A 14,376-nucleotide genomic window follows, 5' to 3' on the forward strand; every position below is an offset into this window, starting at 1 on the left:
GGTTTATACAAAAAAACTTAACTTTATGAAACTAAACAAGCCTTATGAACTTTATCGCACATCAATATTTATCTTTCGGAAATCAATCGCTTCAAATTGGGAATTTGCTTGGTGAAACTGTAAAGGGAAAACAATATTTAGATTTTCCAGAAGATATTCAGAAAGGCATTTTATTGCATCGTTCGATTGATACATTTACAGATTCTCACGAAACGGTGAAGAAAAGTTCAAGTTATTTTCACGAAACACAACACAAATTTTCACCAATTATTATTGATGTGATTTATGATTATTTTTTGATTAAATATTGGAATAATTATTCTGAAACTCCTTTCGAAAAATTTAAAACAGATTGTTATCAATTATTTAAGGATGAATACAATTCGCTTCCAAAAAAACTACAAGAAACCATTTTTTATTTGCTAAAATATGATTGGTTCGAAAATTATTCGACCATAGAAGGTGTTCAAAAAACACTGAAAGGAATTGGAAGTCGGGCTAAATTTCAGAATAATTTACATCAAATCATTCCCGAATTTGAAAAAAATTATGCCAATCTAGAAATTGATTTTCTGTCATTTTTTCCTCAAATCCAAACGCATTGCAAGAACTTTGTATTCGTTGATTCTCAAGTCTAAATTTCATTTTAAGAATTCGATAAAATTCATTAGTTTAGGGCTGTAAACAAACAGAAAACCACAATGGATTTAACTTTTAATAAAAGAGAGGATCATAACAAATTATTACTTTCTAAACTACGTCAAAAACTGAAACAAGTTTACCTTGGCGGAGGTCAAAAAAGAATTGATGCGTTGCATAGCAAAGGAAAAATGTCTGCAAGGGAACGTATTGATTATCTTTTGGACGAAAAAAAACCGAATATTGAGATTGGAGCTTTAACAGGCGATGAAATGTACAAAGAACACGGCGGATGTCCTTCGGGAGGTGTTGTTGTGAAAATTGGTTACATTTCTGGCAAACAATGTATTGTTGTTGCGAATGACGCGACAGTAAAAGCTGGTGCTTGGTTTCCAATTACAGGTAAAAAGAATTTGCGTGCGCAAGAAATTGCGATGGAAAATAAATTGCCAATTATTTATTTGGTGGACAGCGCAGGTGTTTATTTACCAATGCAAGATGAGATTTTTCCTGATAAAGAAATGTTTGGTCGAATTTTCCGCAATAATGCAATCATGTCATCAATGGGAATTACTCAAATTTCTGCTGTGATGGGAAGTTGTGTTGCTGGTGGAGCATATTTACCAATTATGAGCGACGAAGCAATGATTGTAGACAAAACAGGTTCTATTTTCTTGGCAGGAAGTTATTTGGTAAAAGCGGCAATTGGAGAAGATATTGACAACGAAACTTTAGGTGGAGCAACAACACATTGCGAAATCTCTGGCGTGACTGATTATAAAGCAAAAGATGATAAAGATGCGTTGGATAGAATAAAATCTATTGTTGGTAAAATTGGTGATTATGAAAAAGCTGGATTTAATCGAATTGAAGCAGCAAAGCCTGCTTTAGATGAGCAAGAAATCTATGGTATTTTACCTGAATCTCGTGCTGAGCAGTACGATATGTATGACATTATTAACAGAATTGTTGATAACTCAGAATTGGACGAATATAAGCCTGATTATGGAAAATCAATTATTTGTACTTATGCTCGAATTGATGGTTGGGCGGTTGGAATTGTAGCTAATCAACGTAAAATCGTGAAGTCTAAAAAAGACGGAATGCAGTTCGGTGGTGTGATTTATTCAGATTCTGCGGATAAAGCGACTCGTTTTATTGCGAATTGTAACCAAAAGAAAATTCCGTTAGTTTTCTTACAAGATGTGACTGGTTTTATGGTTGGATCTAAATCTGAACATGGTGGTATTATCAAAGATGGTGCGAAAATGGTAAATGCAGTTTCGAATTCTGTTGTTCCAAAATTCACGATTATAGTTGGTAATTCTTATGGTGCAGGAAACTATGCTATGTGTGGAAAAGCTTATGATCCTAGATTAATTGCGGCTTGGCCTTCGGCTCAATTGGCAGTTATGGGAGGTGAGCAAGCGGCGAAAGTTTTGCTACAAATAAAAGAAGCGACTTTGAAAGCGCAAGGTGTAGAAGTTGATGAAGTGAAAAAGCAAGAACTTTTGAACGAAATTACAGCAAAATACAATGATGAAACAAGTCCTTATTATGCTGCGGCACGTTTGTGGACAGATGGAATTATTGATCCTTTGGATACGCGTAAATGGATTTCGATGGGAATTGAAGCTGCGAATCATGCTCCGATTGAAAAACAATTTAATTTAGGTGTTATCCAAGTTTAGAAAAACGAAAATATTTTTAAAAATAGAAGAGAATCCAATTTAGGATTCTCTTTTTATTTTTTGAATATTGTTTGAAACATGTAAATCAAATCTTGTCGAAAACTCCAATTCTTTACATATTCTACATTGATCTTAACTTTATCTGGCCAAAGAATTTCATCATTATATTTGATTGGATCATTTACATTGGATAAAATTTCTTCTTCTTTACAATATTTCAATTGAGCAGGACCAGTAATTCCAGGTTTAACTTTCAACACCAATCTATCCTCTCCAACCAATTTATCTGCATAACCAGCGACATCAGGACGAGGTCCAACAAAACTCATTTCCCCTATTAGAATATTGAATAATTGAGGTAATTCATCTAATTTATAATCTCGAAGAATCTTTCCAATTTTGGTAATTTGATGTTGATCGGTTGTTATTGTCGATTTAGAAACCCCTTTCATCGTTCTGATTTTATAAATATTGAAAAATCTTCCGTCTTTCCCAACTCTTTTTTGTGTAAAAACACCAAATTGGTTGGTATCAATAGAACTTATGATAATTAACAAAACAATTAATCCCACTAAAAATATTAGTAGGATTAATGCAAGTATATAATCAAATATGTTCTTTAAGATCATTTCAATTAAAAGAATTTACCTTTAATTCGAGAAGCTAAACGTTTTATTTTTCCGAATGATGAATTATCAAAGTTTTCATCTCCAGCAAAATATCCGTAACCGTAGCCATATCCATAACCATATCCGTAACCATATCCGTAACCATATCCATAACCATATCCGTAACCAGTTTTAATTTGGAAATCGTTGAATATAATTCCTACATTCGAAACCTCACCTTCATCATATTTATTAGAAATCGCATTGATAAAGTTTTTCTCCGAATAATTGTAACGTGTTACATACAATGTACAGTCTGCATAACGCATCAAATCGTACGAATCTGTTACCAAACCAATCGGTGGTGAATCTATAATTACAAATTCATATTTCTCTTTCAATTCAGTAAATAATTGATCCATTCGTTTACTTAAAATCAATTCTGAAGGATTTGGAGGAATTGGACCTGCTGTAATGATATCTAAATTTGGTAAAATTGTACGTTGCGTAATTTGATTTAAGTCTAAATCACCCGCAACATAATCCGTTACGCCTAATTTATTATTAATATTAAAATCATCAAATATTTTTGGTTTACGTAAATCTAATCCAATCAGAACCGTTTTCTTATCCATAGAACCGATTGAACTCGCAATATTCATCGCGTTGAAAGTTTTTCCTTCGCCTCCAATAAATGAGGTTACCAAAATCGTTTTGTTATGATCTTCAAGTCCTGGATTCTTGTATAAATATTTCAGATTAGAACGAATTGATCTAAACGATTCAGAAATTCCTGATTTTGGATTGTTGATTACAACTAAAGGTGAATTATCTCCCAAAGGACCAACTAAACCAATAATTGGAATATTTGTACGACTTGTAATATCTTTTAGTACACGAACTTTGAAATCTAATAATTCTTTAATCACTACATAAATCAAAGGAATCAACAAACCTATTCCCAAAGCTATTAAATAATTACGTTTTGGATTTGGATAAATGGAACCTTGACCTTGATTTTTAGCTGGATCAATAATCGTGATATCAGATACGATAGATGCTAAAGATAAATCAGTTGTATTTAATTGATTAATTAAAGTTGAATATAATGTACTATTTAATTCAAATCCACGATTTGCTTCAACAAATTCAATTTCTTCGTATGGTAAATCTTTTGCTTTGAATTCGGATTCCGTTAACTTAGCGTTAATCATTGATAGATCTGTATTCAGCTTTTGTAAATGTGCATTAACTACATTCGAAATATTATTTCTTGTTTTAGCTAATCGACGATCAATTTCTCTAATTTCATCAGTGTTCTCTTTATAAACTTTTAACATTTGCTCGCGCTGATTCTCAAGACCTTCTAATTGATCTACATTCGTCATGTAATAAGACACATCAAGACCGGCAATATTAAGAGCGATTAAATTATCAACACTACTCGATTTTTTAGGCATTAAACGATGTAATGCATTGATTTTCTCTTCTACAGTTACACGTTCTTTATCTAATTCAGTAAGTTTACCTAAAAGCTCACCTTTTTTTGAATCGAAATTATAAACTCCTGTTTTCTTCTGTAACTCTTGTAAATTATCTGTCGCACTATCTAATTTAAGTTTAACAGCTGCGATTCGTTCTTGTAAATATTTTCGAGTTTGAAAAGCAGATAGATTTCTTTCTGCTAATTCGTTCTCAATTAAAACTTGAATAGAGTTATTTAACAAATCAACCGCTTCATTCAAACTTTCAGCATTTTTTGATACAGCTATTATACTTGAAATTTTAGATGGATTTGTAACACTAAAATTCTGTACTGCTCTCCCAGTTGCATCTTTGATTGTGACTAATTTAAATGATATTGAACTTTCAGAAAATGGTACATTTGAACGAGTCAACATGATTTTATAGTTTTTACCAACCATCCATTGATTATAATAACCAATCTTAGGTAAATTCAACTCGTCAGACTTTATAATACTATCTTTAGTAAACTGATATAAAGAACCATTTTTGTTCTCAACTTCAAAATAAAAAGAGTTATGATCTTTAGGTTTTACTTTTACATCAACATATGCAACTTGTTGATGTAATGTATCAATATGAACATGAAAAGGAGCATCTAATTTATATATATTAGATTTTTTTAAACGTCCTTCTTCTGTATAGAATATATAAGATTCTGCTCTTTTTACAACTTTCTCATTATGAATACGAGAAGTTAATGTATACGTTAACCCATCAATTTTATTTGCATTTCCTCCCCAAATAAAGTTAATAGAATTAGAGGCTAATGAATTATTAGCAGAACTATTATCTTTAATTTTAAATGTTGTATTTGCTGTATAAATTTTGTTCAGCTTCCAATTATTAAGATAATATGCTACCGCCAACGCAATTAGCATCGAAATTATATATAATGGCCAAGCATTCAATAATCTTGGTATAAGCCTTTCTACATCAATAAAGTCAGATTGTTTTTTCTTAACTTTTTGATTAATTGTTGTATCTGCCATTATTATATTTTATCAAAGAATAAATAAACTCCTAAAATTGTTGCAATTGCTCCCATTACAGTAGTAACAACAGTAAGAGGATTTAGTCCTACACCCCATACTTTTTCTTTACGAGGATTAACAACAATAATATCATTATTCTGAATCCAATAATACTCAGAATTCATAATAGATTCTTTTGTTAAATCGACATATACCTGCTTTGTCCCATCTAAATCTGTTCTAATAATTCGTACATTTTTTAAATCAGCATAGATATTATTCGTTCCTGATTGGGCAAAAGCATCTAGTAACGTTATATTCTTTTTAGGCGCTCTAAAAACTCCTTGACTTGCTTCTCCTACAATAGTATATTCTATTCCCGCTAAATTAACATCGATAAAAGTTCCCTTTTCATCGTAGATTTTATAGAACTCATCTTGAATTTTCTTTCGAGCTTGTTCAATAGTAAGACCTTCTAATTTTATTTTCCCAATACGAGGTAACTCAATTGCTCCGTCTTGTCTTACATACACTCCATTTCCTCCTTGAGTATTATTACCTGAAGTAATAAAATCACTAAGAATTCCCATAGAAGCTCCTGCAGCAGACGAAATATTAATTAAAATTTGATCATTTTTTTGAATATGATATTCAGGTTTTTCAAAAGAAATCTTACCATTTGCATCTAATTTTAAATTAGGATCTGGCTGAATTAGTTGAACATCTTTTAAAGATATACATGAAAACAAATTCATGATTATCAACAAAATAAAAGTTTTGGTTAAAGTTGATTTTAAGTTAAGCATTTTTATAATGATATTTTTTTATTCTTTTTTAATATTACAGCATATCGTAAAGAGACAACAAAACTAATTGATAAAACAATAAAGATCAAAAATAGTTTATTAATTTCAATATTTCTAAAATAATACCCAATGAATATAAAAAAAATGTTAATAAGTACTAATATTATTGAAGTTTGAATATGAGTTAACCCTAATTTTAAAAACTGGTGATGAAGATGGTTTTTGTCAGCCGAAAAAGGACTTCTTTTTCTAAGAATTCGAATTGTAAAAACAGATAATGTATCTACTATTGGAATTACAAAAATAAAAAGAAGTAAAACAGGACCAGTTTTTAATCCTAAACTTGACGTTTCACTAATGTATAAAAAACGAATTGCCATAAAGGTTAAAATAAATCCTATAACCATAGAACCGGTATCTCCCATGAATATTTTAAACTTTTTAGACAAATTATACCTTCCAAAACCTAGTAAAACAGCTAATGTACTAACAGCTAATATTCCTATCCCGTAATCAAATATTCTGTAGAATATATAAACAAAACACAAACTAATTACTATACCAATTCCTGAAGCTAAACCATCAATTCCGTCAATTAAATTAAACGCATTTATTAGTACTATAAATACAAAAATGGTTAAAATAACTCCAATAAAGTAAGGAATTTCATAGATCTCAAATAACCCTGAAAATGACTTAATCATTATACCAGAACCAAAAATAATTAATATTGTACTTATAATCTGACCATATAATTTTTTATCAGGAGCTACAACTAACAAATCATCCATTAATCCAATAAAAAATAATATTGTAATTGCGGATAAAAAGAAAGAATAGTTAACACCTAATTCGGTTGCAAATATTGAAGTAGACACAACAATTCCAAAAAACAAAGCCACACCTCCTAAAGTTGGTACTTTATTTTCATGAGAACTTCTCTCTCCAGGCACATCCATCAATTGTTTTTTATATGATATTCGTATAATTTTCGGAATGGATATTAATGTAATAAATAAAGCAGAAAAAAATGCTCCAAATATATTGACATATAAGGGAGAGATATTTAATGTATATAAATACTCTAATAATTTAAAATTTTCCATATTTTTTTATTCCATTAATTGCCCAAAAAAAAGTGTAATAAGACGATTTAAAAAAATTCATTTTTAAATAATATCTATAAACATTATATTGTTTTTTTACAATTCGTAATTTATTTCGAGAAACTGAGTTGTTTCTAATTCTATAAATAGCTAAAGATTCATTGATTGCTCTTGCATATTTTATTTTACCTAACAAATCTATCCACATTGCATGATCTTCCCGAAGTTCTACATCTGGAACCGGTATTTTTCCAATTCGTTTTGAATCATATACAGATGTTAACATCGGAATAGGACAATTATATAAAATTCGATTTCGATCTACTTTGTCTACAGCAATAAAATCTGCTAACAATGGTTTTAAATTTTCATCAACCCGTTTATAACTTGAATAAACTAACTCTTCATTATTCTCTATTAAATAATTAATTGTAGTTTCTAAAAAATTAGGAAGCCATAAATCGTCACTATCGAGAAATGTTATAAATCTACCTTGTGCTTTATTTAATGCTAAATTTCTAGCATAGGCAGCACCTTGGTTTTTAGATTGAATAACTAATTTTATTCGTTCATCATTAAATGATTGAATTATTTCGACAGATTTATCTGATGAACAATCATCTACAATAATCCACTCCCAGTTCTTATAATTTTGAGATTTTATTGAATCATATGTTTCTGAAATATACTTTTCTGAATTATAACAAGGCGTTATTATAGATATTAATTCCATTTCCATAGCCCGTAAACCGCTTCTTTATTAAAAACTGTTCTATAATTTGAGAAATTTGATTTATGTGCTTGCTTTATTTGAAACCAAAAAATCAATAATACAGTATAAGACACAAAACTCAAATAAATAAAATTTCTTTTAAATTTATCCCCATCAAATACATATACTAATCTACCAACTGCAAGCCCTAAGAAAACTAAATAAAATCCAGGTAATCTAACACCAAAAATTCCTTTTCCTAAAAAAAAGTATAATAAAACTCCAAAAACAAAAAGATTACGGAAATAACAATATAATTTATCTTCTACAGCATATTTATTATAAATAATAATTGAAAGAATTGAAATAATCTTCACGAAATCACCTACTGCTACACCATTACCTTGATCATATAACTGACTTTGATAACTCTCAAATTTATCTTGACCAATTGGCATAAAATCCATAATGATTTCTATAATTGAATTTAAACCTGTATAAAACCCTATAATTGAAAACACAACTAACCAGCCTATAAATTTTTCATCAAACTTCATTGGGGCAATCCAATAAGCAAGTAAAAAAACAATTATAGTTTCATGAAATTGAAATCCAATTGTAATACAAATCAAAAACTTTATTAGGTTACGATCGATTACATAACGTATAGAATAAAGTGCAATTGCATTTGCTAATCCTTGCCTAATATGTACATGCTCTTCGAACATAAAATTCGGCATCGCATAAATAAATAATACTAAAAAAGGAAATCCTCCGTATTTATAGAAAGTTGTTGTCTTTAGAATAAGAGAAGTTGTTGCAACTATTAAAGTAAGCATCCCAAAATCAAAACCATAATCAACAAGTATTTTATTCAGGCCTAAATATCCTTTCTCCATACCTGCCATATAGGCAAAACGACCAAACTCTGACCAATTTACATAAGCCAATGCATTAAAAGTATCAAAATATGCTACCCAATCAGGACTCAATGCATATCCCAATCCAGCAGTTAAACACATTATCACAACAATTAATACATATGATTGTTTACTAACCTTTTTATTAGAAAACTCTAAAAAAGATGCAACAAGTAGAAATGCAAATATGAATAAATAAATAAAACTCACTACCGATTAAAATTTAAGTAATAGTTGAGGATAAATCATGGCTAAATGGTAAAAAAATCTTTTTTTCAATGGTAATGAATTTAAATAGTTTTTATCAAAACGCTTGTAGTTTTTAAGTTCTTTTTTTGTTAAGTTATTTGCCTTTAAAAAGTCATTCAAAACATTTAACATTTTACGCTTCAATTTTTTATCTTTCACATAAGCCAAATAAGCTAAATACGAATAATAACCTTGTATAATTTGAAAACGCTTTAACTCAGTTGCAAATGTATTGTATTTACTCTGATAAAAATAATTTGTCACCTCATTTACAGCAACAAACATATCCAAACCTTTCTCCGTATGTGTTTTTGTAATAGAATCTTGTCGTTCGAAATACTTATAAAAAGGTTCATTTATTTTAGAGATAATACTAGAATCTAAAACCAATTTCGGAATCAATTCTATATCCTCAAAATGAATTCCTTTTCTAAATTGATGATTCTCAAACAACGATTTTTTGAAGATTTTATTACAAGCAAAGCAACTCATTTCACCAAAAATGGTAAAATCTTCTGCTAAAATCATTTTTTCTGGCAATTGAGGCGATTGCGGTAAATCACGAAATTCTTTACCATTTTCATCAACTTTTACCAAATCACACAAAACAATTTCAGATTCATCTCTTTTCGCCAATTCATACATTTTCTCCAACATCGTTAAATCAATATAATCATCAGAATCAATAAAAGCAATAAATTCTCCTTTTGCTTTATCAATACCAGCATTTCTCGCATCACTTAATCCTCCATTTTCTTTCTGAATAGAAATTATGCGCGAATCTTTAGAAACAAATTCATCAATAATTTCTTGAGAATCATCCTTAGAACCATCATTTACAACAATCACTTCAATTTCTTTCAACGTTTGATTCAATATCGAATTTAAACATTTCGAAAGATATTTTTCGGTGTTATAAACTGGCACAATGACTGATATTTTAGACTGAATTGACATTATATTTTATCAAAAATTGATTCGTATTGTTGAATTATTTTTTCTTTACTAAATCGAGAATAAATACTCGAAATTATTTGTTCTTCTAAATGATTTTCTTGCAAAGCCTCTTTTATTTTTTCTGCAAAACCTTTTGAATCTGAAATTGGAAAAATTTCTGCATTAATTCCTTTTTGTACAATTTCATTGATTCCTCCTGGACAATTATTTGCCAAACTATAAGTTCCACAAGCTCCAGCTTCCAGCAAAACATTCGGAAAACCTTCGTAACGAGAAGAAAGTACAAACAAATCTGCATTTTTTAGGTAAATAAATGGATTTGAAACTTTTCCTTTAAATGTTACATTATTTAAACCTAATTCATCTTTTTGTTGAGTTAATTCTTCTTTAAAAGCTCCATCTCCAAGAATCGTTAAATGTATATTTTCTCCTTTCAATTCATTCATCACATTCAATAAAAGATCAAAACCTTTTCGTGGAGAAAGATTTCCTATTGCCACAATTTTTTTATAGCTCGTGTCAAAATCGATAGTAATACTTTCTATTTTTAATCGATTAATCAAATCAAAATCAACTGGATTATTAATTTTTATAATTTTATTTTCCGAAATTCTAAAATTCTCAATCAAATCATTTTTCATATCATCGCTTTGCGCAATAATTTGATGAAAATTGTTATAAAATCGATAAAAGAATAGAATCTCTTTTCGTTTTACATGTTCAGAAACCACATTTGTTTCTCTTGTGATAAACTTCGTTTTAGGAAACAAAGAAATGATTGGTGATAAAAAAGCGGAAATTTCTCCCCAACCTGTAAAAACAATTTCTGGTTTCAACTTTTTAATCAACGGAATAATTTTGAAAATCGAATAACGAATACGAGAAACGTTTAATTCAATAATTTCAACATCATCTTTCAAATGATTTAAATAATAACCTTCTTTTTTGAACAGCACCAATTTTGGACAGAATTTCTTTCGATCCAATTCATTACAAAGCGTTGTAATTACTCGCTCCGCACCACCTTGATTAAGAGCTGGCAATATGAAAAGTATTGTTTTCAAAAAATTTTATTCAATTCTATTATTAATATAACCTTCCGTAGCTTTTTCGTTCGAAATAATTTGCATTGGATTTCCTCTCACAATCGAATTATCTGGCACATCTTGCGTTACATAACTGTTTGGCGCAATCAATACGTTATTTCCGATTGTAATTCCACCAACAATTACAGCATTTGTACCAACCCATACATCGTCTTTCAAAATTGGAAACCCTTTCGATTTTCCTCTATTTGTCTGACCTAAGGTTACGCCATGCGCAATGTTACAATTTTTCCCAATTCTACATTTAGGATTAACAACGACAGTTCCCCAATGCCCTAAATTTAACCCTGCTCCAATTTCTGTTTTTGCAGAAATTTGATAACCATATTTAATCGAATAACGACGCAACAACAAACGATAAACTAAACCTAAAGGATGTTTTGCAGAATATTGTTGAGCTTTTCTTAAACAATAAATAAAACGAAAACCTGGGCTCATAAAACCTTTCAAGAAAGGAGAATTTGTCCAATATCCAAAGTTTCGATAAAAATCTTTCTGAATAATTGTTTTCATAATTTAGTTTAAATATTTTTCAATTGAATTTACTGCATTACCCAACTCAAAAGGTAATGTTTTTCCTTCAATGATTTGTTGATATTTATGAGCAATTTCAGGATTTTGAATAAAATATTTCATCCCATCATAAATTGCTTCTTCTTCATTATCGATAATATAACCTAATTCACCATCATTCAACATTTCTCTAACTCCCGAAACATCTGTTGCTATAATTGGCTTTTCTAAAACCATCGCTTCAAACAAAACTGTTGGATAACCTTCGTAACGAGAGGATAAAATATAATAATCGGCTTGAACAAAATATGGATAAGGATTTTCTTTGAAACCAATCAAATGTGCAGTTTCTTCAACTTTTAATTCTTCAACCAATTTTTTAATATTCGGAAAATCGTAACCGTCACCAACAATCCAAACTTGATGTTGAAAACCTTCGTCTAACAATTTGCGATGCGCTCTCAGTAGACGATCAAATCCTTTTTGTGGAAAAACTGTTCCAATCGAAACAAATGTTGGTTGATCATTTTTTTTCTGAATCTCACAAGCTTCTAAAGCTGACTTTTTAATTTCATTGACATCAATAGGATTATAAATACGAACCACTTTTTGTTTTTGTTCATCTGAATTTGCTAAACCTAAAAATAATTGATTAATCTTTTCTGAAATCACTAGAATTTGATCAAACTTGAAAAAGTTTTTCAATCGCACTGTTGTATATTCAGGAATATTCGACAAATCATTGTGAATCCAAACTATTTTTTTAGAAGATTTAATCGGAGAATTCAAGATTTCATCTGCCATTCCATGAATTGCCGCAAACTCTATATCGTATTTTTTATTCGGTAAAATAAATTTGTAAAGCAACTTTGGAAACGATGACAAAATCTTTTGATAAATCACTCGAAAAGCTTTTTTCGGAATATCCTGCGGACGATTTGTCGTAATCATTTCACCTTTATTCAAATAATAGATATTAATCCAAGACGGCACATCTTTGAGATATTTACCCGAATAAAGATTTAACAACAAATCAATTTCGTATTTTTCTGGTGAAAGATTTTTGAGAAAAGTTACCAATACTTTTTCAGCACCTCCATGACGAAGTGAGCCAATACGTATTAATATTTTCTTTTTCATAGTTTAGGTTTGTGCAAAATTAATAATTTTGTGAAACCTTAAAAATAAATTACTTAAAATAACCTAAAACTATGTTAGAAAATTTTAAATCAGTTCTAAAAACAAGCCCATTCAAAATTATAGGATTATTAATTATAGGATGGATTGTGATGGTTGGATTGAATTATTTTTTAAACGAAAACCATTTTTTTACTGGTTCCAGAATTACTTTTCCAATAAGTGTCGTATATTTTTCTACTATCACTTTTCAAGGTGTCTTATTTTCAATATTTTTTTTATTAACAGGTTTATTCGCATTAAAAAATTATCATCATCTAAGTATTTTAAAATTATTTATTGCTTACATCTTGTTAATAATATTTGGAAACCTAGCTCAAGGTTCAATCCATCAAACTTTTTTAAGATCATTTCTTGATACTGATTTTCAATACTTTCATGATGTAGTTAAAATTAAAAATGGCTATACATTCATTTCAAGTTATAATGAGATACAAGATACTTTAACAATGCATGCCAAAACACATCCTCCTTTTGCTGTTTGGATACAATATATTATTTACAAAATTTTTAACGAATCAGTACTTGGTTTAGCTATCGGAATGTCTATTCTTTCATTTTGTTCATTTTTTCCTTTGATAAAAATTATTGATTTTTTCAAAATAGAAAACTCTAAAAGAAATATTCTTCTCTTAATTTTTGCACTTATTCCTGCTGTAAACATTTATAGTATTGTATCAATAGATGCTGTGTTTCTATTTTTTAGTTTAATTTTTTTATATGGAATGTTAATCATATCAAGATCGAATTCTATAAATATTAAAGGAATATTATTAGCATTTATAGGATTTTCTTTAGCAAATAGTATATCATTTAGTGGAACTTTTTTTGCCTGTGTTGCAGCAATATTGTCAATATATCAATTAATCATTGAAAAAAATAAATACACAATCATTAACTTTATAATTGTAGGAATCTTATTTCTTTTCTATATTTTATTACTTCAATTAATACTTGATTATAACCATATTGAAGCTTTTTTCAATGCTTCAAAACTTGAAAACCCTAATGGTTTTAGAGGATTTCATCAACCAATTGTTTATCTTTTTACACGTTTAGAGAACATTAGTGAAATATTACTTTTCTTGTCTTTTGGTTTTTTCGCCTACCTATTTACCCCAAAAGTATTTAATCTTAAAAAGAATGAAATTAATTTTTATTTGCCAATAATAGCGTTCCTCTCTTTAATGCTAATGTTTTTGACAGGTGCCTATGGAACAGGAGAAACAGCAAGAGCTTGCCTTTATCTTTACCCTTATATACTTTTACTATTAATCAATGTAAAGGAAGTAAACGTTTTAAAAAACATAGCTTATATTGCTCTTTTACAAACATTCGTAATGCAATTAATAGGAGATTATTTTTGGTAAATGA

General features: G+C 29.2%; 13 protein-coding genes. 3 read left to right on the forward strand and 10 right to left on the reverse strand.

The window, feature by feature from the left end:
- Window positions 1-44 precede the first annotated feature (44 nt).
- Together B4H69_RS03565 and B4H69_RS03570 are read left to right on the forward strand one after the other, a co-directional pair.
- Window positions 45-638, forward strand: coding sequence for an ACP phosphodiesterase (locus B4H69_RS03565; protein WP_291092735.1), 594 nt, complete (start codon window positions 45-47; stop codon window positions 636-638).
- Between the two features lie 63 nt (window positions 639-701).
- Complete coding sequence (locus B4H69_RS03570; protein ID WP_286495349.1) at window positions 702-2,330, forward strand: acyl-CoA carboxylase subunit beta; 1,629 nt, start codon at window positions 702-704, stop codon at window positions 2,328-2,330.
- 53 nt (window positions 2,331-2,383) lie between these two features.
- Here the strand turns inward: B4H69_RS03570 and B4H69_RS03575 are convergent, their stop codons facing one another.
- Genes B4H69_RS03575 through B4H69_RS03620 form a run of 10 tightly spaced genes read right to left on the reverse strand, consistent with a single transcriptional unit; the run spans window position 2,384 to window position 12,945 of the window.
- Window positions 2,384-2,959 carry a sugar transferase gene (locus B4H69_RS03575; RefSeq protein ID WP_291092737.1) on the reverse strand — a complete coding sequence of 192 codons (576 nt, stop codon included), beginning with the start codon at window positions 2,957-2,959 and terminating at the stop codon, window positions 2,384-2,386.
- A gap of 5 nt (window positions 2,960-2,964) precedes the next feature.
- Entirely contained in the window at window positions 2,965-5,454 is a 2,490-nt protein-coding gene (locus B4H69_RS03580; RefSeq protein ID WP_291092739.1) for an exopolysaccharide transport family protein, read from the reverse strand.
- Window positions 5,455-5,456: 2 nt separating this feature from the next.
- Window positions 5,457-6,242, reverse strand: a complete 786-nt coding sequence (locus tag B4H69_RS03585; protein WP_244958005.1) for a polysaccharide biosynthesis/export family protein — start codon at window positions 6,240-6,242, stop codon at window positions 5,457-5,459.
- A 2-nt stretch (window positions 6,243-6,244) separates the two neighbouring features.
- Window positions 6,245-7,348 (reverse strand): glycosyltransferase family 4 protein, encoded by a 1,104-nt coding sequence (locus B4H69_RS03590; RefSeq protein ID WP_180905883.1) that lies wholly within the window; start codon window positions 7,346-7,348, stop codon window positions 6,245-6,247.
- Window positions 7,335-8,081: a glycosyltransferase family 2 protein gene (locus tag B4H69_RS03595; RefSeq protein WP_244958004.1), complete on the reverse strand. Its 747-nt coding sequence runs from the start codon at window positions 8,079-8,081 to the stop codon at window positions 7,335-7,337. The genes B4H69_RS03590 and B4H69_RS03595 overlap by 14 nt, the downstream gene beginning before the upstream one ends.
- On the reverse strand, window positions 8,072-9,190 hold the full coding sequence (locus tag B4H69_RS03600; RefSeq protein ID WP_291092743.1) for an EpsG family protein: 1,119 nt from the start codon (window positions 9,188-9,190) through the stop codon (window positions 8,072-8,074). Before B4H69_RS03600 ends, B4H69_RS03595 begins: the two co-directional genes overlap by 10 nt.
- A gap of 6 nt (window positions 9,191-9,196) precedes the next feature.
- Complete coding sequence (locus B4H69_RS03605) at window positions 9,197-10,186, reverse strand: glycosyltransferase family 2 protein (protein WP_180905880.1); 990 nt, start codon at window positions 10,184-10,186, stop codon at window positions 9,197-9,199.
- Window positions 10,186-11,250, reverse strand: coding sequence for a glycosyltransferase (locus B4H69_RS03610; protein WP_180905879.1), 1,065 nt, complete (start codon window positions 11,248-11,250; stop codon window positions 10,186-10,188). Before B4H69_RS03610 ends, B4H69_RS03605 begins: the two co-directional genes overlap by 1 nt.
- Before the next feature lie 6 nt (window positions 11,251-11,256).
- Complete coding sequence (locus tag B4H69_RS03615; RefSeq protein WP_180905878.1) at window positions 11,257-11,805, reverse strand: serine O-acetyltransferase; 549 nt, start codon at window positions 11,803-11,805, stop codon at window positions 11,257-11,259.
- A gap of 3 nt (window positions 11,806-11,808) precedes the next feature.
- On the reverse strand, window positions 11,809-12,945 hold the full coding sequence (locus B4H69_RS03620) for a glycosyltransferase (protein ID WP_180905877.1): 1,137 nt from the start codon (window positions 12,943-12,945) through the stop codon (window positions 11,809-11,811).
- 71 nt (window positions 12,946-13,016) lie between these two features.
- On the opposite strand from B4H69_RS03620, the gene B4H69_RS03625 reads away from it, so the two are divergent.
- The gene (locus B4H69_RS03625) at window positions 13,017-14,372 is read left to right on the forward strand and encodes a hypothetical protein (RefSeq protein WP_244958003.1); all 1,356 of its coding nucleotides are present in this window, start codon (window positions 13,017-13,019) and stop codon (window positions 14,370-14,372) included.
- Window positions 14,373-14,376: the final 4 nt, after the last annotated feature.

It is taken from the genome of Empedobacter sp. UBA6745 (assembly GCF_002453775.1).
GTDB lineage: Bacteria > Bacteroidota > Bacteroidia > Flavobacteriales > Weeksellaceae > Empedobacter > Empedobacter falsenii_C.